This window comes from Streptomyces sp. NPDC058307, from assembly GCF_042880295.1.
Lineage (GTDB): Bacteria > Actinomycetota > Actinomycetes > Streptomycetales > Streptomycetaceae > Streptomyces.
Map to the genome: position 1 here is coordinate 43,664 of NZ_JBHVYZ010000032.1, position 22,238 is coordinate 65,901.

Annotated in this window: 20 protein-coding genes and 1 pseudogene; 6 read left to right on the forward strand and 15 right to left on the reverse strand. The window is 72.7% G+C overall.

Annotated features, from left to right (window positions below):
* Positions 1-6: 6 nt before the first annotated feature.
* The gene (locus ACFVYN_RS22970) at positions 7-1,470 is read left to right on the forward strand and encodes a membrane-associated oxidoreductase (RefSeq protein WP_390001358.1); all 1,464 of its coding nucleotides are present in this window, start codon (positions 7-9) and stop codon (positions 1,468-1,470) included.
* Positions 1,471-1,506: 36 nt separating this feature from the next.
* Here ACFVYN_RS22970 and ACFVYN_RS22975 read toward each other — a convergent pair whose 3' ends face one another.
* Positions 1,507-2,382 (reverse strand): shikimate dehydrogenase, encoded by an 876-nt coding sequence (locus ACFVYN_RS22975; RefSeq protein ID WP_390001359.1) that lies wholly within the window; start codon positions 2,380-2,382, stop codon positions 1,507-1,509.
* Between the two features lie 131 nt (positions 2,383-2,513).
* Here ACFVYN_RS22975 and ACFVYN_RS22980 point away from each other — a divergent pair, with 131 nt between their 5' ends.
* Both ACFVYN_RS22980 and ACFVYN_RS22985 read left to right on the forward strand, forming a co-directional pair.
* Entirely contained in the window at positions 2,514-3,179 is a 666-nt protein-coding gene (locus ACFVYN_RS22980) for a TetR family transcriptional regulator (RefSeq protein WP_390001361.1), read from the forward strand.
* 128 nt (positions 3,180-3,307) lie between these two features.
* Positions 3,308-4,648 carry an MFS transporter gene (locus tag ACFVYN_RS22985; protein WP_390001363.1) on the forward strand — a complete coding sequence of 447 codons (1,341 nt, stop codon included), beginning with the start codon at positions 3,308-3,310 and terminating at the stop codon, positions 4,646-4,648.
* Positions 4,649-4,803: 155 nt separating this feature from the next.
* Here the strand turns inward: ACFVYN_RS22985 and ACFVYN_RS22990 are convergent, their stop codons facing one another.
* Both ACFVYN_RS22990 and ACFVYN_RS22995 read right to left on the reverse strand, forming a co-directional pair.
* The gene (locus ACFVYN_RS22990) at positions 4,804-5,214 is read right to left on the reverse strand and encodes a VOC family protein (RefSeq protein WP_390001365.1); all 411 of its coding nucleotides are present in this window, start codon (positions 5,212-5,214) and stop codon (positions 4,804-4,806) included.
* Positions 5,215-5,525: 311 nt separating this feature from the next.
* A complete protein-coding gene (locus tag ACFVYN_RS22995; protein WP_390001366.1) occupies positions 5,526-5,975 on the reverse strand; it encodes a PPOX class F420-dependent oxidoreductase in 450 nt (149 codons plus the stop codon).
* A 158-nt stretch (positions 5,976-6,133) separates the two neighbouring features.
* On the opposite strand from ACFVYN_RS22995, the gene ACFVYN_RS23000 reads away from it, so the two are divergent.
* Positions 6,134-7,360 carry a serine hydrolase domain-containing protein gene (locus ACFVYN_RS23000; RefSeq protein WP_390001368.1) on the forward strand — a complete coding sequence of 409 codons (1,227 nt, stop codon included), beginning with the start codon at positions 6,134-6,136 and terminating at the stop codon, positions 7,358-7,360.
* A gap of 4 nt (positions 7,361-7,364) precedes the next feature.
* On the opposite strand, the gene ACFVYN_RS23005 is transcribed toward ACFVYN_RS23000, so the two are convergent.
* From ACFVYN_RS23005 to ribA, 4 genes are read right to left on the reverse strand one after another with little or no spacing between them, the layout of a single operon-like run.
* Positions 7,365-8,519 carry a saccharopine dehydrogenase family protein gene (locus ACFVYN_RS23005; RefSeq protein WP_390001370.1) on the reverse strand — a complete coding sequence of 385 codons (1,155 nt, stop codon included), beginning with the start codon at positions 8,517-8,519 and terminating at the stop codon, positions 7,365-7,367.
* On the reverse strand, positions 8,512-9,576 hold the full coding sequence (locus tag ACFVYN_RS23010; RefSeq protein ID WP_390001372.1) for a saccharopine dehydrogenase: 1,065 nt from the start codon (positions 9,574-9,576) through the stop codon (positions 8,512-8,514). The genes ACFVYN_RS23005 and ACFVYN_RS23010 overlap by 8 nt, the downstream gene beginning before the upstream one ends.
* The gene (locus tag ACFVYN_RS23015; protein ID WP_390001374.1) at positions 9,573-10,763 is read right to left on the reverse strand and encodes an NAD(P)/FAD-dependent oxidoreductase; all 1,191 of its coding nucleotides are present in this window, start codon (positions 10,761-10,763) and stop codon (positions 9,573-9,575) included. The genes ACFVYN_RS23010 and ACFVYN_RS23015 overlap by 4 nt, the downstream gene beginning before the upstream one ends.
* Positions 10,764-10,808: 45 nt before the next feature.
* Positions 10,809-11,468 carry a GTP cyclohydrolase II gene (ribA, locus tag ACFVYN_RS23020; RefSeq protein ID WP_390001375.1) on the reverse strand — a complete coding sequence of 220 codons (660 nt, stop codon included), beginning with the start codon at positions 11,466-11,468 and terminating at the stop codon, positions 10,809-10,811.
* A 38-nt stretch (positions 11,469-11,506) separates the two neighbouring features.
* Between ribA and ACFVYN_RS23025 the strand changes: the two genes are divergently transcribed.
* Positions 11,507-12,268, forward strand: coding sequence for a creatininase family protein (locus ACFVYN_RS23025; protein WP_390001377.1), 762 nt, complete (start codon positions 11,507-11,509; stop codon positions 12,266-12,268).
* Positions 12,269-12,333: 65 nt separating this feature from the next.
* Here the strand turns inward: ACFVYN_RS23025 and ACFVYN_RS23030 are convergent.
* From ACFVYN_RS23030 to ACFVYN_RS23050, 5 genes and pseudogenes are all read right to left on the reverse strand, one after another.
* A pseudogene (locus ACFVYN_RS23030) lies at positions 12,334-13,521 on the reverse strand (lysylphosphatidylglycerol synthase transmembrane domain-containing protein); the annotation flags it as partial.
* On the reverse strand, positions 13,518-14,525 hold the full coding sequence (locus tag ACFVYN_RS23035; RefSeq protein WP_390001378.1) for a class I SAM-dependent methyltransferase: 1,008 nt from the start codon (positions 14,523-14,525) through the stop codon (positions 13,518-13,520). The pseudogene ACFVYN_RS23030 and the gene ACFVYN_RS23035, both read right to left, overlap by 4 nt.
* On the reverse strand, positions 14,522-15,697 hold the full coding sequence (locus ACFVYN_RS23040) for a glycosyltransferase family 4 protein (protein WP_390001429.1): 1,176 nt from the start codon (positions 15,695-15,697) through the stop codon (positions 14,522-14,524). The genes ACFVYN_RS23035 and ACFVYN_RS23040 overlap by 4 nt, the downstream gene beginning before the upstream one ends.
* Before the next feature lie 5 nt (positions 15,698-15,702).
* Positions 15,703-16,101, reverse strand: a complete 399-nt coding sequence (locus tag ACFVYN_RS23045) for a 6-carboxytetrahydropterin synthase (RefSeq protein ID WP_210575166.1) — start codon at positions 16,099-16,101, stop codon at positions 15,703-15,705.
* Between the two features lie 115 nt (positions 16,102-16,216).
* Positions 16,217-17,197, reverse strand: a complete 981-nt coding sequence (locus ACFVYN_RS23050) for a 3-hydroxyacyl-CoA dehydrogenase NAD-binding domain-containing protein (protein WP_390001380.1) — start codon at positions 17,195-17,197, stop codon at positions 16,217-16,219.
* 121 nt (positions 17,198-17,318) lie between these two features.
* On the opposite strand from ACFVYN_RS23050, the gene ACFVYN_RS23055 reads away from it, so the two are divergent.
* A complete protein-coding gene (locus ACFVYN_RS23055; RefSeq protein WP_390001381.1) occupies positions 17,319-18,116 on the forward strand; it encodes a CDP-alcohol phosphatidyltransferase family protein in 798 nt (265 codons plus the stop codon).
* Positions 18,117-18,138: 22 nt separating this feature from the next.
* On the opposite strand, the gene ACFVYN_RS23060 is transcribed toward ACFVYN_RS23055, so the two are convergent.
* The 3 genes from ACFVYN_RS23060 to ACFVYN_RS23070 all read right to left on the reverse strand — a co-directional run bounded on the left by ACFVYN_RS23060 (position 18,139) and on the right by ACFVYN_RS23070 (position 22,236).
* Positions 18,139-18,588 carry a GNAT family N-acetyltransferase gene (locus tag ACFVYN_RS23060; RefSeq protein ID WP_390001383.1) on the reverse strand — a complete coding sequence of 150 codons (450 nt, stop codon included), beginning with the start codon at positions 18,586-18,588 and terminating at the stop codon, positions 18,139-18,141.
* A gap of 640 nt (positions 18,589-19,228) precedes the next feature.
* Positions 19,229-20,446 carry an MDR family MFS transporter gene (locus ACFVYN_RS23065; protein WP_390001384.1) on the reverse strand — a complete coding sequence of 406 codons (1,218 nt, stop codon included), beginning with the start codon at positions 20,444-20,446 and terminating at the stop codon, positions 19,229-19,231.
* Positions 20,443-22,236, reverse strand: a complete 1,794-nt coding sequence (locus ACFVYN_RS23070) for an ABC transporter permease subunit (RefSeq protein WP_390001385.1) — start codon at positions 22,234-22,236, stop codon at positions 20,443-20,445. Before ACFVYN_RS23070 ends, ACFVYN_RS23065 begins: the two co-directional genes overlap by 4 nt.
* Positions 22,237-22,238: the final 2 nt, after the last annotated feature.

Here is a 22,238-nt window from a genome sequence, read left to right on the forward strand (position 1 = left end):
CGGCTGATGGAGATCAACAATCTGACCCCGGCCGAACTGCGGGTGTGGCGTGCCTTCCCGAAGGGCGAGGCCGTGGACTTCGGTACGGACGAGGACGAGGACGTGGCGGACGGCGCCGAGTGGGGTGCCGAACGCACGGTCCGGGCCGTCGTGTTGCGGGCGCTGATGCTCAACGGGCCGCAGGAGGACGGGGAGATACCCGCCCTCAAGCTCGCGGGCGCCCGGATCACCGGTGTACTCGGCCTCCAGTACGGCACCGTCGACCACGCAGTCCGCCTCAGCCGTTGCCACTTCGACGACGTACCGCTGCTGTACGGCTGCCGGATGCGCCAGTTGAACCTGAGCAACTCCGTGCTGCCCGGGCTGACCGCCGCCACGATGCGCGTGGACGCCGTACTGCGGCTGACGGACTGCAAGGTGAACGGCCCGGTGCGGCTCGGCGGGGCACAGATCGCCGGAGCGCTGTTCATGGACCGCGCCGAGATCACCGCGGTCGACGCCGGTGAACCCGCGCTCCAGCTCAACCACATGACCTTCGGCGACGACCTGTGGGCGCCGGGTCTGCGCGCCCACGGCGAGGTCCGCCTCAACGGCGCGACCGTCGCCGGTTCCGTCAACCTCAACGACGCGCGGCTCAGCCACCCCGGCGACATCGTCCTCGACGCCCAGACCCTCGTCGTGGAGGGTGACGTCCATCTGCGCCGGGTGCACACCTTCGGCTGGATCGGTCTGCGGGGCGCCCGGATCGCGGGCCGGCTCGACTTCTCGTACGCGCATCTGTCCAACCCGGGCGACGCGGCGCTCAGGGCGAACAGTTCCACCATCGGGGAGCTCTGGCTGCGCAAGGGGCCGCGCATCCAGGGCACCCTGAGCCTGCGCCGCGCCCAGATCGACGACCTGTTCCTGGAACCCGAGGTGGTGCCGGAAGAGGTCCAGTTCAACAAACTGGTATACACCTCCCTCACCCCACAGGAGCCCGCCGACCGCCGCCTGCCGATGCTGGAGCGGGACCGCGAGGGCTATGTCCCGCACGCCTACGAGCAGTTGACCGCCGCCTACCGCCGTATCGGCGACGACCGCGCCGCACGACTGGTCCAGCTCGCCAAGCAGCGCCGCCACCGCGCCACCCTCGCCTGGTACGGGCGCCTGTGGGGCCACGTCCAGGACGCCACCGTCGGCTACGGCTTCCACCCCCTGCGGGCCTGCGTCTGGCTGGTCTCCCTGCTCGCCGTCGGCACGGTCGCCTACGGCCTCCACCACCCGCCACCGCTCAAGGCGGACGAGGCCCCGCACTTCAACGCGCTGTTCTACACCCTCGACCTGCTGCTGCCGGTGATCTCCTTCGGCCAGGAGGGCGCATTCGCTCCGCAGGGGTGGTACCAGTCGCTGTCGTACGCGCTGGTCATCGCGGGCTGGATCCTGGCGACGACGGTCTTCGCCGGTGTGACCCGGACCGTCAACCGCCAGTGATCCCGGGCTACTTGGGTCCTGCTACGGCGGGGCCTGCTACTTGGGGGCGCCGACCACGCCGGCCAGTTCCGCGATGTCCGCGAGCATCCGGACCGCGTCCGGCTCGCGCCCCGTGAACAGCCGGAACGCGTCCACGGCCTGGAAGACGGCCATCCCGCCTCCGTCGAGCGTGGCGCAGCCGAGCGCGCGGGTGGTGCGCAGCAGTTCCGTCTCCAGCGGGCGGTAGACGACCTCGGCCACCCACAGCTCGGGGCGGAGCAGGCGGGCCGGGAGGGGCAGTCCGGGGTGGGCGGCCATGCCGGTCGGGGTGGCGTGCACGAGGCCGTCGGCGTCGGCGAGCAGCGCGGGCAGTCGGTCGGGGCCGGCCGCGGCCGCGCGTCCCTCGCCGAAGTGCCGGTTCAGGGAGGCGGCGAGATCCGCGGCACGGTCGGCGAGCGCGTCGACGACGGTGACCCGCCCGGCGCCCAGGGTGAGCATGGCGTGCGCGACGGCCGCCCCCGCACCGCCCGCGCCCAGCTGGACGACCCGCTCCAGGGGCACGTCGGGCAGCCCGCGCGCGAAGGACGCGGCGAAGCCGGTGACGTCGGTGTTGTGGCCGGTCGCCCGGCCGTTCTCGAAGACCACGGTGTTCACCGCGCCGAGCGCGTCGGCCTGCGGGGCGAGCGCGTCCAGGTGCCCGATGACCAGCTGCTTGCAGGGGTGGGTGATGTTCAGCCCGTCGAAGCCCAGGTCACGGGCGGCCCGCAGCAGTTCCCCGACCGCCTCGGGACGCGCCCCGAGGACATCGATGTCGATGAGCCGGTACAGATAGCGCAGGCCCTGCCGGTCCGCCTCCCGCTCGTGCAGCGCCGGGCTCAGCGAGGGCCCGATACCGGCGCCGATCAGTCCGACGAGAAACGAGTCCTTGGGCACGCGGACCTCCTGAGACGAGCTCTAATGTACGAACCAGTACGTTAGCTATATCAGCCGGGCCGCCGCCGGGGAAGAGCCGGACGGTGCCTTCTAGAATCTGCGGCACCGGCCGCACTCCCGAAGGAACCCCGATGACCAGCGTCGACGAACCGGCACGACCGAACGGGCGGATCCGCGACGCCGCCCGCACCCAGGCCGAGATCCTCGACGTGGCCACCCAGGAGTTCGCGCGGTCCGGCTACGACGGCGCCCGCGTGGACGAGATCGCCGCCCGCACCCGCACCACCAAGCGGATGATCTACTACTACTTCGGCGGCAAGGAGCAGCTGTTCACCGCCGTCCTGGAGCGGGCGTACAGCGTGATCCGCGAGGCCGAGCAGGAGCTGGACGTCGAGCACCTGGACCCGGTCGCGGCGATCCGGCGCCTCGCGGAGCTGACCTTCGACCACCACGAGCAGCACCCGGACTTCATCCGCCTGGTCAGCATCGAGAACATCCACGGGGCCGAGCACATCGCCGCCTCCGAGAAGCTCGGCAGGATCGGCTCCCCCGCTCTGGACGTGATCCGCCGCATCCTGGCCTCGGGGCAGGAGTCCGGCCTGTTCACGGCCGACGTGGACGCGGTCGACCTGCACGCGATGATCAGTTCGTTCTGCTTCTTCCGGGTGGCCAACCGGCACACCTTCGGCGCCCTGTTCGGCCGCGACCTGGTCGCGCCGGAGCAGCGCGAGCACTACCGGACCATGCTGGGCGACATGGTGATCGCCTACCTGACGGCGGAACGGACCGGCCGCTGAGGCGGGACGGCCGGACCTCTTGACACCCGGGACCCGTGAGCGCAACATCCGTGGGCAACCGCTACTAACTACCCAGTGGGTTAATTAACTGGGTAGCTCCCCGGACTCCCCCCGAATGGAGCACCGCCGTGTCCGTCCCCGCCGAAGCCGTCGGGCAACCGAAAAAGGCCGCCACCGCGGCCTGGATCGGCAGCGCCCTGGAGTATTACGACTTCTTCATCTACGGCAGCGCCGCAGCCCTGATCTTCCCGAAGGTGTTCTTCGACGAGTCCGACCCGGCCACCGCGACCCTGCTGTCGCTGGCCACGTTCGGTGTCGCCTACGCGGCCCGGCCGGTCGGCGCGCTCTTCCTGGGCCATTTCGGCGACCGGGTCGGCCGTAAGAAGATCATGGTCTTCACGCTGATCCTGATGGGCCTGTCGACGTTCCTCATCGGATGTCTGCCCACCCGCCACCAGGTCGGCTCCCTCGCCCCGGTCCTGCTGGTGCTGTGCCGGGTCCTGCAGGGCATCTCGGCGGCCGGCGAGCAGGCCAGCGCCAACTCCATGAGCCTGGAACACGCGCCGGCGCACCGGCGGGGCTTCTTCACGAGCTTCACACTCAGCGGCACCCAGGGCGGACAGCTGCTCGCCACGCTGGTCTTCCTGCCCGTCGCCGCGCTGCCCGAGGACCAGTTGCTGTCCTGGGGCTGGCGGGTGCCGTTCTGGCTGAGCGTGGCGGTCGCCGTGGTCGGCTTCGTGATCCGCCGCAGGCTCGCCGAGACACCGGCGTTCGAGCAGCTGGCCGCCTCCGAGGGCGCCCCGAAGCTGCCGCTGGTGGTGCTGCTGCGGGAGCACTGGGCGGATGTGCTGCGGGTGATCGGGGGCGCGCTGATCGCCTCGGTCTCCACGATCTTCACGGTGTGGGCGCTGGCGTACGCGACGAGCGACGCGGTCGGGATGAGCCGTTCCTCGATGCTGTGGGTGGGCGCGCTGGCCAACCTCGTCGCGCTCGCCGCGATCCCCCTGTGGGCCACGCTGTCGGACCGCATCGGGCGGCGGCCGGTCTTCCTGCTCGGCGCGGCGGGCAGCGCGGTGACGATGTTCCTCTACCTGTGGGCGATCTCCACGGGCAACTACCCGCTGACGCTGCTGCTCGGCATCGTCGCCTTCGGTGTCGTCTACAGCGCCGCGAACGGTGTCTGGCCGTCCTTCTACGGCGAGATGTTCTCCACCCGGGTCCGGCTGTCGGGCATGGCGATCGGCACGCAGATCGGTTTCGCGGTGGCCGGTTTCGCGGTCACCTTCGCGGCGCGGATCGCGGGTCCCGACGGCACCGACTGGTCCTCGGTGGCTCTGTTCACCGCAGCCCTGTGCGTCCCGCCGGTGATCGCCGTGCTGACGGCCCGCGAGACCCACAAGGTCCCCACGCAGGCGCTCGGCGCACGCGCACCGCAGGAGGCGCCCCGCCCGGAAACGGTGACGGCCTGACCTCGGACTGCCCGTCCGACACGGCCGCCCCGTGGGTCCCGCCGGTCCTGGCCGCCCTGACCGCCTGCGAGACCCACAAGGCTCCCACCGAGGCACTCGGCGCCCGGGCTCTCCGGGAGGCGTCCCAGCCGGAAACGGTGACGGCCTGACCCCGCCTACCCGTTCGACCAGCCCCGCGTGCACAGCACCAGCCGGTATCCGTCCGGGTCCTCCACCGTGACCCCCCACTCGTTCCAGTACGGATTCGGCGACCGCACCTGCTTGCCGCCGTGGGCCTCCAGGCGGGCCACGAGGTCCTCCGGCACCGGACCGTCGAGGTAGATCACCAGCAGGTCCTCGTCGGTGGGGCGGGGTTCGACGGGGTGGCCCTGCTCGTGGACCAGCTCCAGATGCCAGCCGGCGTCCGGCCGGCCGAGCATCAGGAGGTCGTGCTCACCGGGTTCGGGGCCACCCTCGGCACGCCACACGACCCCCAGCCCGAGCCCCTCGACCCAGAACCGCTCGGCGGCGGCCAGGTCCCGGGAGGGACGGGCGATACGGATGTGGCTGCGGCCGTCGACGGGCATGCCGACCTCTTCCCTCGGTGTGCCGGTCAGCGTAGGACCCGCCGACCCCGGGCACATCGGCCATCCGGCCTGCGCCCGGGGTCGTAGGACCGACGGACGTGGCGGCCGAGGCAGACCACGATGGCGCCCCAGGCGGGCCGCTGCTCTGGGCGTCCGGCACGGGCATGTTCCCGTCGACCGCACCGGCCCTGCCCGGGCCGGCGCGCGCGACGGTGGCGGCAGCTCGCGCCCGCCCGGGCGGCACGCCGTGCCCGGCCGGCGCTGGTGGTGGCCTCGTGCTCGGGCGGTCGGCCTGGGTGCCCGGCCCTCGGTCAGCCGCCCAGCGTTCCTGCGGGAATCCCGTACGCCCGCTCCACCCGCAACCGCAACACCAGGCGTCGGTCCCGGACCATCGCCGCCCGGTAGTCGTCCCAGTCGGGGTGCTCGCCCTGGACGTCCCGGTACAGGCGGACGAGTTCCTCGACCGTGTCGTCATGCGGGTCCTTCGCCACGGGGGTGAGGTCGGCCGTGCCCTCGGCGACCGTGTACGCCCACCGGTCCGGTGTCGTCACGTGGTACGAGGCACGGGGATCCCGGCGCAGGTTGCGGGTCTTGGCGCGGTCGTCGGTGAGGGAGACCCGGATGATGCGCTCGTCGGGGTAGTACGCGTGGGTGACGTTCGACAGCTGGGGCCTCCCGTCGCGCTTGAGGGTGACCAGCACCCCGCCGTGGCTCTCGGAGAGCAGCCGGAGCAGTGCGTCCTGCGTCGCGTCGTCAGTCATGACACGATCAACCGGCCCACCCGCGCCCGGCATTCCCGCGACCGCCGGATCCCGGGCGACCCGCGGCTCGTCGCGGTTTTCTGAGCGACGATGATGTCTGAGGTGGCCCGGGCCGGGTATGTCGGTCCCCACCTCGACGGACGCGACGGAGGACAGCGATGGCACAGCTTCGGCAAGAGGTGGACCCCGGTGAGGTGGGGCTGGACGCGAAGGCGCTGGACCGCCTCGACCAGCACTTCGCCCACTACGTCGACGAGGGCCGGATCCCCGGTTTCCTGGTGTCCGTCGCCCGCGGCGGACGCGTCGCCCACCTCGGCACGCACGGCCGGCGTGACCTCGCCTCCGGCCTGCCCGTCGAGGCCGACACCCTGTGGCGGATCTACTCGATGACCAAGCCGGTCACCGCGGTGGCCGCGCTGATCCTGGTGGAGGAGGGCCGGCTGTCGCTGGACGACCCGGTCGCCGAGTACCTGCCGGCGTTCGCCCGGCCCCGGGTCTATGTCGACGGCTCCGGCGACAGCCTCACGACCCGGCCCGCGGAGGGTCCGATCCTGGTCCGGCATCTGATGACCCACACCGCGGGCCTGACCTTCGCCTTCTACCACTCCCACCCGGTCGACGCCCTGTACCGCGAGGCCGGACTGGAGTCGTCCGTGCTGCCGGGCTCGGACCTCGCCGAGACGGTCGCCGTGTACGCGAGCCTGCCGCTCCAGTTCGAGCCGGGCACCCAGTGGAACTACTCGGTCGCCTCCAACGTCCTGGGCCGGGTCATCGAGATCGCGTCCGGCCAGAGCCTCGACGCCTTCCTCGCCGAGCGGGTCTTCGGCCCCCTCGGGATGCCCGACGCCGGTTTCTGGGTGACGGACGAACAGGCGCACCAGCTCTCGGAGTTGTACGGCGAGAAGGACGACGGCAGCATCGAGCCGGTCCCCGGACTGCCGCTGCGGGGCCGCCCGCGCCTGCTGTCCGGCAGCGGCGGCATGGTGGCGTCGGCGTACGACGTCCACCGCTTCGCGGAACTGCTGCGCCGCCGCGGCGAACTGGACGGCACCCGCCTGCTGTCCGCCGAGACGGTGGACCTGATGACCTCCAACCACCTCCCGGGCGGCGCCGACCTGCGCGCGTTCGGCGCCAAACCGGCCCACGACGAGCCCGGCAACGACGGCGTCGGCTTCGGTCTCAGCGTGTCCGTGGTGATCGACCCCGCCCGCACCGTGGCCCCCTGCGGCCTCGGTTCCTTCGGCTGGAGCGGCGCGGCGTCCACGACCTTCTGGGTCGACCCGGGCCGCGATCTGACCGTGCAGTTCTTCACCCAGGTGCGGCCGAAATCGCTGAAGCTCTTCCCCGACCTCAAGCGGCTGGTCCACGAGGCGGTCGTGTCCTAGGCGCCTACTGATCGACCCGCAGGGTGAAGTGCACGCCGTCGCGGGCGAGTTCGCCCAGCCATTCCTCCGAGCGGGCCGCGGTCTCGGCGGCCCGGTTCAGTCCTGCCGGGAGGGAGCCGTCCAGGATGTGGCCGACGCCCAGGGCGAGGGTCCGGGAGACACAGCGGGCCATGGCGCTGTCCTCCTCGTCCCCCACCAGGTCCAGCAGATAGCCGCCGGACCAGGTACGGCCGTCCTCCGCGCGCACGTCGAGGGAGACGGCGAGGACGACCCGGTCGCGGTCGGCGTCCGTGGTCGGGTACCTGGCCGCCAACTCCTGGGCCAGGGCGGCGATCCGGGTGTCGTCACCGGCCTCGAGCTCCTCGAAGACCGGCTCCCAGGCCCGCAGCCAGCCGTCCAGACGCAGGGTCCCGCGCACGAAGGTCCGCGCGGTCCAGGCGGCGGGCAGTCCGTACTGCTCGACGAAGGGGACGCTGTCGCGGTTGGGGTAGACCTCGAAGGTCTCGCCGTCCACGACATGGCGCCGGGTCGCCTCCCAGGGCCGGTCGGCGGTGACCGGGGTGCCGTGGTCGAGGTAACGGGCGGGCGAGCGCAGGGCGTTCAGGACTCCGGCGGGGGCCCAGCTGAAGCGGTACCTGAAGTCGTTCGGTACGGCGGGCACACCACCGCAGTAGGAGGTGAGACCGTACGACGCCGGTGTCCTGTCGCCGATCGCCTCGCGGGCCCGGGCGACGAGGCTGTGCGCGAAGAGGTGGTCGATGCCCGGGTCGAGGCCTGCCTCGGTGAGGACGACGATCCCGGCCTTCTGCGCCTCCGGGACGTGTGCGAGGACGGCGTCGGACACATAGCTGGAGCAGGCGAAGTGGGCGTTCTCCCGGGCACAGGCGGCGAGGATCCCGGCGTGCTCCGGGGCGGGCAGCATCGACACCACGACGTCCCCGGGCGCCAGTTCGGCCGCGAGCGCGGACAGCGTGTAGGCGCGCGGCGCGGCCCGTCCGTTGAGTCCCCGTCCTTCGAGGGCCTCTTCCGCCCGCTCCTCGGTGCGGTGCCACAGCAGCACGCGGTCGGCCGTGTCGCACAGGGCGGCCAGACCGCTGCCGGTGGAGAGCCCGGCGCCGATCCAGTGGACGGTGCCGGTCGCGGGAACCAGATCAGCCACGGCCGAACTCCCCTTCCTCGACGCCGAGTTCACGGCACGCCTGGTGGAACCGGTCCAGACAGCGCCCCCAGGGTCCGCCCGCCCCGAACTCCAGCAGGAGAGGCAGCAGGGACTCCGAGAAGCCGACGCTCGACTCCTCCGGAAGCAGGGACGGCAGGTTGTCGATGGCGATCAGGTCGAGCGGGGGCTCCTTGTGCAGCCGGCGGACCGGCTCGGTCCACTCGGTGACGCGGTCGTAGACCGGCAGGACGTTCAGGGGCGAGCCGACGTCGCAGGTGACGTCGGAGAGGGTGCGCAGCCGGCGGTCAGGGTCGTCCAGGTCCGCCTCGCGGACGAAGGGCGGGACGGGGGTGGTGGCGAGGACGCAGTTGACCAGCACGTCGTGGGCGAGCAGGGCCGGGCGGTCCAGGTCGCGGGTCTCCTCCAGGTCCCAGCAGGTCGGCTCGACCCCGGCGGCCCGGAGTGCGACGCGGGCGCCCTGCCCGCTGCGGCCCAGCGCCCCGATCACCAGCGCCGTGAACTCCTCGTCCCCGGCGACGGGCCTCAGATCCTGCTCCAGTTCCTCCCGCGAGGTGGGCGTGAGGGGCGCGGACAGCCTGCCCCGGTGCTGGAGCACGGCCAGGGCCGCGCCCAGGTAGCCGGCCCAGTACCCGAAGGCGGCGAGCCTGCGGCCGTGGTCGTCGACCAGGTACTCCAGGTCGAGCAGGGCCCCTCCCCCGGCGGCGAACCGGCGCAGCAGTTCCGGGGCGCCCGGCTGCCCCTTGTAGGCGTGCCCGAAGAAGACGTGCCGGTGCGGCAGGGCGGCCGGCTCGTCGGGGAGTTCCTTCAGACCGAGGATCACGGCGTCCCGCGGCGCCCGGGTGGCCCACGAACCCGCGGGCGCGACGTGGCAGCCGGCCGCCTCGTACTGCTCGAGCGGGAAGATCCGCTGCGGGGACTCCTCGACGGTCAGCGTCACGCCGCTGTCGACGAGGCGCCGGGCGTCGGACGGCACGACGGGCGTGCGTCGCTCGGTGGAGCGGACCTCGTGGCGCAGCCACAGATGGAACTCGGTCATACGCGGTGGGCCTCCGGGCGCGGGGCGTCGGCCGCGAACCGGCCGGCGCTGAGCGGGCTGATGTCCACGAAGGGTACGCGGCCGAGGTACAGGTCGCGGACGACCTCGCCGACGGCCGGTCCCTGGAGGAAGCCGTGGCCGGAGAAGCCGGTCGCGTACAGGAAGCGGGAGACCGAAGTGGCCTCGCCGATGAGGGCGTTGTGGTCGGGGGTGATCTCGTACAGGCCGGCCCAGCCGCCGGTGCGGCGCAGGTCGAGGAGGGCGGGGGCGCGGTGCTGCATGGCCTCGGCCAGGCGGGGGATCCAGCGGTCGTGGGTGGTGGTGTCGAAGCCGGGTGTCTCGTCGGGGTCGGACATGCCGAGGAGGAGGCCGGGGCCCTCGCCGTGGAAGTAGAGGCCGGTGGTGAAGTCGATGGTCATGGGGAGGCCGGGCGGCAGGCCCGGGACCGGTTCGGTGACCGCGATCTGGCGGCGCAGCGGCTCGACCGGCAGGTCCACGCCGGCCATCGCGCCGACGGCCCGCGACCAGGCGCCGGCCGCGCAGACGACCGTGCCGGTGGCGATCCGGCCCCTGGTCGTCACGACGGCCGTGATGTCGTCGCCGCGCAGGTCGATGCCGGTGACCTCGGTGTGCCGCAGGATGGTCACGCCGTGCCGGCGGGCGTCGGCCGCGTAGCCCTGGACGACGGACTCGGGGGTGCAGTGGCCGTCGTCGGGCGAGAAGGCGGCGGCGAGGAGGCCGTCGGTGGTGATGAGCGGGCACAGCCGACGTGCCTCGGCCGGGTCGATCATGCGGCTGGGGACGCCGAGGGAGTTCTGCAGCCGCACGCTCTCCTCGAAGGAGACCACTTCCTGCGGCGTCGACAGCAGGAAGAGATAGCCGACCCGGTGCAGTCCGATGTCCTGCCCGGTCTCGGTGGCGAACCGCCCGAACGCCTCCAGGCTGCGCGTCCCCAGCCGGATGTTGAGCTCGTCCGAGAACTGCGCCCGCACCCCGCCCGCCGCCTTCGAGGTGGAGCCGGAGGCGAGCTCGTCCCGCTCGACGAGCACCACGTCCGGTACGCCCGCGCGCGCCAGGTGGCGGGCGATGCTCGTGCCCATGACACCGCCGCCGATGACGACGACCTCGGCCGTACGCGTGGTCACCGGTACCTGCTCTCCGGAGAGGAAGAGGATGTCGTCGGTCATTCCCTCTTCCTGTCCGGATCCGCCCTGCCGGAATCCGCCCGGCGGTCAGGAGAGGTGGGCCACCGCGTCCAGGTGGGGCAGGTGGTGGTCCAGGCGCTCCCGCTTGGTGCGCAGATAGGTGATGTTGCTCTCGCACGGCGTGATGAGCAGCGGCACCGTCTCGGAGACCTCGATGCCGTGTCGCTGCAGTGCCTCGCGCTTGCGCGGGTTGTTGGACATGAGGCGGACCGAGTTCACGCCCAGGTCGTGGAAGATCCCGGCGGCGACACCGTAGTCGCGGGAGTCCACCGGCAGACCGAGCGCGAGGTTCGCCTCGACGGTGTCCAGGCCCTCAGCCTGCAGCGCCATCGCGCGCAGCTTGGCGAGCAGTCCGATGCCCCGGCCCTCGTGGCCCCGCAGATAGACGACGATGCCGCTGCCCGCCTTGACCACGGCCCGCATCGCGGCATCCAGCTGGTCGCCGCACTCGCAGTGCTGGGAGCCGAACGCGTCACCGGTCAGGCACTCGGAATGCAGCCGCACAAGGACGTCTTCCGATCCGATGTCTCCATGGACCAGGGCGACTTGTTCGTCACCGCGGTCGTGATCGAGGTAGCCGACCGCCTGGAATTTCCCGTACACGGTGGGCAGCGGGGCATTCACCACGCGTTCCACGCCGGTACGCTGTGATGCCTTCTTGCCGAGGACGCCAACTTTATCTGTCATGATCTGTTTCCTAAGCAGAGACGAAAGGCCGTGAAAAGATGAGCGGTTCGGGAATAGGGTCGGCGGCGTACGGCCTGGTGCCGACGGACACTACGGAAGACGTACGGACGCGGGGGGCGGGCGTCTCAACACAGGTCGCCGTTCTTCCGGTCGGGAGCTTCGAGCAGCACGGTGCGTACCTTCCGCTGGCGACCGACACCCTCGTCGCCTGTGCCGTCGCGCGGGAGATCGCCACGGCGTACCCGGTGCACCTCCTGCCCCCGGTGACGATCTCCTGTTCGCACGAGCACGCGGCCTGGCCGGGGACCGTCAGCATCTCCGCCGTCACCCTTCACTCGGTGGTTCGGGACATCGCGGCCTCGCTGCGCCGCTCGGGCGTCGAGGCCCTGGTCGTGGTCAACGGGCACGGGGGGAACTACGTGCTGGGCAATGTCGTCCAGGAGGCTTCCGCCCGCGGGGAGCGGATGGCGCTGTTCCCGGCCGCGGAGGACTGGGAGGCGGCCCGCGAAGAGGCGGGTGTGGTCACCTCGTTGCTCACCGACATGCATGCGGGAGAAATCGAGACCTCCATTCTTCTGCACACGCATCCGGAAAGCCTCCGCCCCGGTTACGAGACCTCCGATTTCGTCGCGGACGACCGTCGTCATCTCCTCACCCTCGGCATGTCCGGTTACACCGATTCCGGTGTCATCGGGCGCCCTTCACTGGGCTCGGCGGAAAAAGGGAAAGCCTTGCTGGAGAGCCTCGCGGCATCCTTCGGGACGTATTTCTCGATGCTGACCGCGGCCGAGGCCGAGTAGGGCTGCGCCGGGCGTCGCAGTCCCTGGTACCAGCGGACGACCAGGACGACCGCGCCCGGCAGGCTCGCCACGAAGCTGAGGACGCCGTACACGATCGCGGTCGCGAGGCCGGCTCCGGCTCCGAGGCCCATGGCGGCGAACGCCCAGGCGGTGACGCCCTCCCGGGGGCCGAACCCGCCGATGTTCAGAGGCAGTCCCATGGCGAGCAGGGCGAGCACGGCCAGCGGCAGCAGTACGGCGACCGAGGCGTCGGAGCCCGCGATGCGGGCGGCCAGCACGAACATCCCGAGGTGGCCGGCGAGGACGACGGCCGAGGAGAGCGCGACACCGGGCCAGTTGCGGCGGGACAGCAGGGCCTCGCGTGCCTCGCCCAGGGTCTTGCGCAGGGCCCGGCCCCGGCGGGTGGAGGGGGCGCGGTTCATCCGCAGGGCCACGACGACGGCGAGCGCCCCGAGGGCGGCGAGGCCGACGACGGGGGCGAGGTGGCGGGCCTCGGCCAGCACCGGGGAGTCCATGGTGAGCAGCACGGCACCGCCGACGACCGCCAACGCGACCTGTCCGGCGACCCGTTCGAGGACGACCGCCCGCACCCCGCGGCCCATGTCACCGGCGCTCTGCCCGTGCCGCACCGCGCGGTGCACATCGCCGAGCACACCGCCCGGCAGCGCGGCGTTCAGGAACAGGGCCCGGTAGTAGTCGGCCACGGCCTCGCCGAGCGGCAGCCGGATCCGCAGTCCTCGGGCCACCAACTGCCAGCGCCAGGCGCTGAGTACGGTGGTCAGCACGCCGATCGCGAGCGCCGCGAGCAGGGCGGGGCCGTCGATCCGGCGCAGCCCGTCCAGGAAGACGCCGGTGCCGAGGCGCCACAGCAGGAGGGCGAGGATGGTGACGCCGGCGACGGTGCCGAAGTGGGTGCGCAGGGCGCGGGAGTTGAGGACCGCGCGCAGTGCGGTACGCCACCGGGGTGCCTCGGCGGGCCGGGGCCGGGCCTCGGTCACGATCACGCCGATCCGGTGCGGGGAGACGGCGGCGGCGGTCAGGTCCGTGACGGACTCTCCGGCCGCCTCCAGGATCCGGGCCCGGGCCACGAGGGCGTCGGCGCGCGCCGTGAGCACCTCGTCCCGGGTCCGGACGACCTCTGCCTTCAGCGTGAGGGCCCGGTCGGAGAGGGACGGCGGCTCGACCGGTCGCGCGGACCGCCGTACGGGCAGGCTCGGCCGCCCGGTGCCCGGCCGCACCGTCTCCACGCTCATGACGCTCCGCCCGTCGGACGGGACAGCGCCAGCAGGTCGCTGTGGTGGACGACCACCTTCAACTCGCCCGCGGTGCAGGCCTCCAGGCGGTCCCGGAGGTAACGCTCGGCGCGCTCCTTCAGTTCGGGGCGCTCCTCGACGGCCGCGCCGACCCAGCCGCGCAGCCACTGCGCGGTGAGCGCGGACTCGGCGGGCCCCAGCCGCCAGGCGCTGGGGTGCAGCCGTACTGTCGCACCCCGTTCGGAGAACGCCTCGCAGGCGACGGTGACGGCGTCCGGGCCGAGCAGTCCGCCGCGCCGCTGGTGGGCGTTGAACGCGTCGGCGATCTCCTCGTCCAGCGGGTCGGACGGGCTCAGCTCGACCCGTCCGGCGACGGAGAGCGTGAGCAGGGCCGGGATGCCGGCGCCCGTGCAGGCGGCGGCGAGGGCGCCGATCTCCTCGCGGGTGAGGACGTCCAGGAGCGCGGAGGCCGTCACCAGGGAGGCGCCGGCGAGGACGTCGGGGGTGAGCAGGCCGACGTCGCCGCGGCGGGTCTCGACGGTGACCCGGCTGCCGTCGGCGGCCGAGCGCGGGGAGGCGACGGCGGCGAAGTGCAGGAGGTAGGGGTCCCGGTCGTGCAGGATCCAGTGCTGGGGGCCGTCCAGGCGGGGCGCCAGCCAGCGGCCCATCGAGCCGGTGCCGCAGCCCAGGTCGTGGATGACCAGACCGGACTTGCCCGGGAGGTTGGCCAGCCGGATCCGCAGCGGGTCGAGCAGGTCGCCCGCCCGTGCGGCCGCGTCGGGCCCCTCGCGCAGCTCCAGCCACTCGGGGGCGTAACGGGGAGCGTCGTCGGGCCCGGCGTCCCGCAGGCGTACGGTCGGTCGCTCGCCGGGACGGGTGCTGGGCCCCGCGCCGGGGATGACCGATTCCGCGTCGGAGGACACACCGGGCTGCACTGACGCCACCTCTCGAGGTCCCGGCTGTGCCGGGATCCTGCCGCTCTGCTGGATCGCCGTCTTCCTCATGCCGCCCTCCAGGGCTCGCTCGGGAGTCGACCGAGTACTCCGGCCAGGCTGCGGGCCGTGGTCGCCCAGCCGTCCAGGGCGGCCCGCCGGCCCCGGGCAGCCGCCTTGAGCCTGCGTCGTACGTCGGCCTCGCCGAACCAGCCGCGCAGTTCGGCGGCGAGGGCGGCGGGGTCCTCCGGCGGGACGAGGATGCCGGGCACCCCGCCGTCGGGGGCGCGTCCGACGGCCTCGGCCACTCCGCCGACGTCGGTGGCCAGCACCGGGATGCCGCGCGCGAGGGCCTCGGTGACCGCCATGCCGTAGGTCTCGGCGTAGGAGGTGAGGACCATCAGGTCGGCGGCGGCGTAGCTGGCGTCGAGCTCGGTGCCGGCCCGCGGTCCCGCGAGGTGCAGGCGGTCCTGGAGGCCGTACTTCTTGATGAGCATCCGCAGATGCGCGACGTACTCGGGATCCTGGGTGATCCCGCCGACGCACACACAGCTCCACGGCAGGTCCTGGGCGCCGGCCAGGGCCTCGATCAGCCGGTGCTGTCCCTTGCGGGGCGTCACCGCGGCCACGCACAGCAGCCGGGAGACTCCGTCGGTGCCGGAGGCCAGGGGCGCGATGTCGGCGCCCGGGGTGGCGACATGGACCCGGTCGGGGGCGAGGCCGTGGTGCGAGACGAGCCGTCGTACGGCCCAGTCGCTGGTGGCGATGACGGCGGGCACGGCCCGCAGCACCTCGCGCTCCTTGGCGTCCAGTTCGAGGGCGAGCCCGGGTTCGAGGCCGGTCTCGTCGCCGAGCGGCAGGTGGACCAGGACGGCGAGCTGCAGCCGCTCCGCCTCGGGGACGACGATCTCCGGGACGCCGCAGGCCACCAGGCCGTCGATGAGGACGACGGTGCCGTCGGGCAGGTCCCGCAGGGTGCGGGCCAGTTCGGTACGGGCCGCCGCTCCCGGCCGGGGCCAGCCGCCGGCCACCGCGTGCCGCTCGACCTGCCAGCCGAAGCCGGGCAGGTCCAGGCAGACCCGCCGGTCGTAGGCGTTGCCGCCGCTCGGCGCGGTCGGGTCGTCGACACCGCCCGGCATCACGAAGTGCACGGACCGCAGGGACATCGGGATGATCTCGGCCTTCTTGAGGGCGGCGTGCTGCACGGGCACGTAGTCCAGCGTGCCCGCCCGCCCCGTGGTCATGTCGGTCACAGGGCACGCTCGTAACTCGCCCAGGCGACATGCGACTCGTGCAGGGTGACGGTCAGGCCCGCCAGGCCCCTGGCGCCCTCGCCGAGAGCGCCCTTCTCGATACGCTCGGCGAGCCGGTCCGCGATGACCTTCGCCAGGAACTCCGTCGAGGTGTTGACCCCGGCGAAGTCCGGTTCGTTGTCGAGGTTTCTGTAGTTCAGCTCGCTGACTACGGCCCCCAGTTCCTGCGTGGCCAGTCCGATGTCGACGACGATGTTGTCGTCGTCCAGCTGTTCGCGCCGGAAGGTGGCGTCCACGAGGAACGTCGCTCCGTGCAGACGCTGCGCGGGGCCGAAGACCTCGCCGCGGAAGCTGTGGGCGATCATGATGTGATCGCGGACGGTGATGCTGAACAACGGACGACCCTCCAGGTGCGGCGCGTCTGGTCCCCGGCTGATCCCTGCCGGGGGATGCCGTGTAGTACGGCTCTCCGCTTCCCCGTGTTCAGCGGTATCTCACTCTTTTCTCAGGTCAGGCGCTCTTGCCGTACCTCACGAGGTGACAGAGGGCCGGAATCTCCCCACTGGCCAGCTTCGGCATCACCGCCGGCAGTTCTTCGAACGCGCTTTCCCCCGTGATGAGGGCGTCGAGCGCCGGATCGGCGAGCAGTTTCAGCGCGAGGGCGAGCCGGTCGCCGTAACTGCGGTTGCCGCGGGCCGGGGACACCGTGCCGACCTGGCTGCTGCGGATGACGAGCCGGCGGGAGTGGAAGGCCTCGCCGAGCGGCAGGCTGACGCGGCGGTCGCCGTACCAGCTCAGCTCGACGACCGTGCCTTCGGCGCTGAGCAGTTCCAGCGAGCGGGCGAGGCCCTGTTCGGTGGCGCTGGCGTGGACGACGAGGTCGCAGTCGCCCAGGGCGTCCGCGGGGGACGCGAAGCCGACGCCGAGGGCCTCGGCGGTCTCGGCGCGGGCGGGGTCGGCGTCCACCAACTGCACCCGTACGCCGGGGAAGCGGGCGAGCAGCGCGGCGACCGAGCTGCCGACCATGCCGCCGCCGACCACGGCGATCCGGTCACCGAGGAGCGGGGCGGCGTCCCAGAGGGCGTTCACAGCGGTCTCGACCGTGCCGGCGAGGACGGCCCGTCGGGCGGGCACGTCGTCCGGTACGACCGTGACGGCGCTCGCGGGAACCACGTACCGCGTCTGATGCGGGTACAGACAGAAGACGGTCCTGCCCTTCAGCGCGGCGGGCCCCTCCTCCACCAGCCCCACGCTGAGGTAGCCGTACTTCGCCGGGCCGGGGAAGTCGCCCTCCTGGAACGGTGCCCGCATGGCCGCGTGCTGGCTCTCGGGCACCCCGCCGCGGAACACGAGTGTCTCCGTGCCCCGGCTGACTCCCGAGTACAGCGAGCGGACCAGCACCTCGTCCTCGCCGGGGGCCGGAAGGGGGGCCTCCCGTATCTCGCCCTCACCCGGGGAGCGGAGCCAGAACGCGCGTGCGGCGGCCTTCATCGAGAACCTCCTGAACGATCGGCAACCCGTGCACGTACCTCGTCACGTACCCGAGATGTGCACAGGCCGCGCACAGTACGCGGCCTTGATCGACTCTGTCATCTGGCCGGAGGAATGTGCGGTGGCCCTGAACAACACTTACCAAGCAAGGCTGGTCCAGCAGGAGACCGCTGTGGGAGCGGGTCTGCAGATCCTGTTGCTGGCCCTGCTCGGCACGGCGATCGGCATGGGTCCGGCGGGCTGGCTGACCGGCCTCGCCTTCGCCGTCGCCACGTGGGCCGTGCTCTCCAGGGCGCTGCACCGCACCCGGCCCCGGTCCTTCGGCCCGGCCAACCGGGTGACCCTCGGCCGGGCGACCCTGGTCGGCGGAGTCACGGCCCTGGTCGCGGACTCCTTCCAGGACTCCCCGCCGGTCACGCTCTTCGTCGGCCTGACGGCGGTGGCCCTGATCCTCGACGGCGTCGACGGCAAGGTGGCCCGCGCGACGGGCACCTCGACGCCGCTGGGCGCGCGGTTCGACATGGAGGTCGACGCGTTCCTGATCCTGGTACTCAGCGTGTACGTGTCGATGTCGCAGGGCCCGTGGGTGCTGCTGATCGGCGCCATGCGCTACGGCTTCGTCGCCGCGGCCCGCGTCTGGAACTGGCTGAACGCCCCGCTGCCGCCGAGCATGGCCCGCAAGACGGTGGCCGCGCTGCAGGGGATCCTGCTGCTGGTGGCGGCGTCCGGGTACCTGCCCTACACGGCGACCTTCGGGGTGGTGGCCATCGCTCTGGGAACGCTGGTCTGGTCGTTCGGCCGGGACGTCCTGTGGCTGTGGCGCACGCACCGCGCGGACCAGGCGGCGGTGAGCGAACTGCTGGAGCTGGAGTTCGTGGCGGCGGAGCGGGAGCTCAAGCCGGAGGCGGTGGCCTCCTGAAGCCTTGCCGGGCCTCGGAGGGTCAGCCCTTCAACGGCACCCGGTAGACCGTCGACTCCCGCTGCCGGAAGCCCTGGCGCTCGTACAGCCGGTTGGCCGCCGCCCGGTCCGGGCGCGAGGTGAGGTCGACGGTACGGGCCCCGGCCTCCCTGGCGAGCCGCATGGCCTCCATGATCAGCAGACCCGCGATGCCCTGGCCGCGTGCCGCGTGGTCGACGATCACGTCCTCGATACGGGCCCGCAGTCCCGCGGGCGCGGGGAACATCACGAGGGTGAGGGTGCCCACGATCCTCCCGGCCGCCGACCTGGCGATCAGCATGGTGTTGGCGTCACAGGCCAGGATGCGGTCGAGCGCGGCGACATCGAGGGCCTCGGCCGCCGAGGACAACTGCGGCAGCATCCGCGCGAAGGCGTCGACGAGCTCCTGGTCCGCCTCCCGGGCGATCTCCACCCGGATGTCCTGAGTCTCCATGGGGTGGACCCTATCGCCGAGAACTCCGATCCCTACGGCAGATCCGATCCGCCGGGGCGCCTGAGCCGTCCGGCAGATCGTGGCGCAACGGCCTGTGGCGTCTGGCCGTTCGTGGCGCGGGCCGCCCGAACCTTCCGGCGCGATCCAGGCTCGGCCAGTGAGCTGTCCGACGGGTTCGTGGCCCGGTCCGGCCTGAACCACCTGGCGCGATCCAGGGTCGGGCACTGAGCTGTCCGACGGGTTGCCGGCCCGGCACGTGAGCCCTCCGGGGGGTGACCCGGCCCGGCCGCCTGAACCACCTGGCGAGTTCGTTGCCGGCACCCGGGCCCTTCAACGCAGTCCTGGCCCGGCACCTCAGCCCAATCACGCGGCCCTGACCCGACGCATCAACGCTCCCACGCCATCTTGACCCGCCAAGCGGCCGTGCCCTCCGAAGAGTCCCTGCCCGGGGCCGCAGCGCCTGGCCCCCATGCGTCGCGTCCTGGGCGTACGGGGCCACCGAGTGGAGACGGACGGCAGAGCCTCGAAGGGCGACCGACCTCCAAGGGACGCCGGTCCTCGGTCTGTGCCGGTACCGGCCCCCGCAGAGCCGGGCGGCCGACCGGAACCGGACTGCCTTCGCCCTCCCGACCCGTTCGTTCTACCGCCGCGGCAGCAACCCGACCGCAGCGACCGGCACCACGGCCAGCGCCAGCCACGGCACCGCGGTCGGTAGTCCGCTGTCCAGCAGGAAGCCGGTGACCGAGCTGCCGAGCAGCACGATCAGTCCGGAGACCGAGGAGAGTGCCCCGGTGTAGAGGCCGAGCCGGCCCTCCTCGGCAAGGTCGGGGACCCAGGCCCGGGCCACGGGTGCCACCAGCATCTGCCCGAGGGTGAGCAGGACGACGAACCCGGCGGAGGGCAACAAGCCCGCCGTACCGGCCCAGTCGGCGGGACGGGACACCGCGACGACCGCGAACCCGGCCCCGATCAGCAGCAGTCCGGCCACCATCGAGCGGCGCAGCGACAGTCTGGAGCCGGCCCAGCGGGTGACGGGGAGCTGGGCGGTCACCACCAGCAGTGAGGACAGCGCGAACAGCCAGGCCAGCGCCGACTGCGAACCGGTCGCGCGCTCCACCTCGTCGGGGAGGGCGAGGTAGAGCTGGTTGTAGGCGAGCAGATAGGCACCGTACGCACAGCACAGTGCGAGGAAGCCCCGGTTGCGGAGCAGCGCCCCCAACCCCCCTTTCAGCCGCACCCGTTGTCGTCCCGGGATGTGCTGGGGCAACATCCACGCGTGTCCGGCGAGGACGAGTACGAAGATCCCGGCGCCCGCCAGACACACCGTACGGAAGTCCACCGACAGCAGCAGCGCGCCCAGCAGCGGCCCGACGAACGCACCGGCCTGCCCGGCGACGGTGAACAGGGCGAGGACGCGGGTGCGTTGACCGCCCGCTGCCTCATGGACGACGGCCTGCCGCGCGACCTCGGACTCCACCGCGGGCGAGAACAGCGCGGCGGCGAAGCCGATGAGCAGGACGGCCCCGATGACCGCCCCCGTCCCCCCGGCGTATCCGAGCCAGGCGAACCCGGCGATCCGCAGCGCGCATCCGGCGAGGACGACCGGCCGGATCCCGTACCGGTCGGCGAGCGCCCCGCCCACCACGAACAGCCCCTGCTGGCTGAAGGTCCTGAGCCCCAGCACGAATCCGACCAGCCAGCCCGCCATCCCGACGGTCTGTCCCAGGTGTTCGGACAGGAAGGGCAGCACGGCGAAGAAGCCGATGTTGAAGGCGAGCTGGGTGAGGATCAGCAGCCGCAGCAGCGGAGAGAGCCGTGCGGTGGTCCTCGGCAGATGCACCGGCGTCGACGTCGTCATCCGGCCTTCACCAACTCCGGTGCCGCCAAGGCCGGTTCGGTTGCCTCCGTGGTCGTACGACGACGTGCGCGCCGTCGCGGCCACCGCACCCCGCCCGCCGCGCTCACCGCGAGCGCGCCCAGCAGGGCGAGTGCGGCGGCGGGGGCGAGGACGGCCCAGGGGGCGCGTTCGGCGTAGGGCTGGTTCTCGGCCAGGAGCAGGCCCCACTCCGGGGAGGGCGGCTGGGTGCCGAGGCCGAGGAAGCCGAGCGAGGCGAGGGCCAGTGCCACACCGGGCAGGCGCAGCAGGGCGTGTCGCGTGACGGGCGGCAGGATCGCGGGCAGCAGTTCGTGCCGCAGGAGGTACCGGCGGCTCGCGCCCAGAGCTCGGGTGGCCGTCAGATGCAGGGTGGCGTGTTCCTGCCGGAGCAGCGCGGAGGTGTGTGCGGCGAGCGCCGCCCAGGAGACGGCGGCCACGGCGATCGCGGGCGTTGCGGCGCCGCTCCCGGCGACCGCGGTCACGAGCAGCGCGGCGAGCACCGGCGGTACGGCGTTGACGGTGTCGACGAGCGGCCCGGACAGCCGGGGCAGCAGTCCGAGCAGGACGCCGACCACCAGTGCGGTGACGCTGATGGCGAGGGCGGTCAGCAGGGTGTCGAGGGCCCCGTGTGCGACCCGGGCGAGCAGGTCCCGGCCGAGTGCGTCGGTGCCGAACGGGTGGGTCGGGGAGGGCGGTTGGAGCCTCGATCCGGTGCCCAGGGCGAGGGGGTCGCGGAGCAGGCCGAGCGCGATGACGGCGGTCAGGAGGCCGCCGTACACGAGGGGCAGGGTGCTGGGGGTGGACCGTCGCGGGCCGTGCAGGGAGCCCAGGGCGCCGTCACGCAGGGCCGGGCCGGCCAGGAGGCGGACGGCGAGTGCCGCGAGGCCGGTGGCGGTGACCGCGAGGAGCAGCAGGGCGAGGGTGCCCGCCTGGAGTACGGGCAGGTCCTGTGCGAGGGCGGCCTGCAGGGTGGTGCGGCCGAGGCCCGGGATGTCGTAGATCTGCTCCACGGCGACGGAACCGGCCGTGAGGCCCACGACGAACAGGCCCAGGTTGGGCAGCAGCGCGGGGACGCAGCGGCGGACGGCCTTGGCGGCGACGGTACGGCCCCGCAGTCCGCGGGCGTGCGCGGCCGGCGCCCAGGGTTCGGCGAAGGCGCCGGGCAGCAGGTCGTCGAGGAGGCGGCCGAGCACCGCTCCGGCGGGCAGGCCGAGGGCGAGGGCGGGCAGGACCGTCCACCGGGGGCCGTACCAGCCGAGGGCGGGAAGCCAGCCGAGCTGTACGCCGACGAGGGTGGCGAGCACGGAGGCGGTGAGGAACTCGGGCAGTGCGGCGAGCACCGCCGAGGCGGCGCCCCCGGCCCGGCGCCCGTCGAGGCGTCGGTGCGCGCCGAGCCACAGCGTGCGGGCGCACACCAGGGCGGCGGTGACGGCGGCGATCACGAGCGCCACCGTCACCAGCAGCAGGGACACCCCGAGCGCCTGGGCGACGGCCGGGGTGACCTGCGTGCCGTTGAGCCAGGACCGGCCGGCGTCCCCGCGGGGCAGTCCGCCGAGCCATTGGCCGAGCAGATGCAAGGGGCCCTGATCCAGGCCCAGTTGGGCCCGGATGTCGGCCAGTACTTGCGGGGTGGGATCGCGGTCCGCCGAGCGGGCCTTGAGCACGGTGAGCGCAGGGTCGGTGCGGGACAGCCACGGCAGCAGGCCGATCCCGCACACCAGGGCCGCCGCGAGCAGGACACGCCACAGCAGGGTGGCCACGCGGTACCCCATGG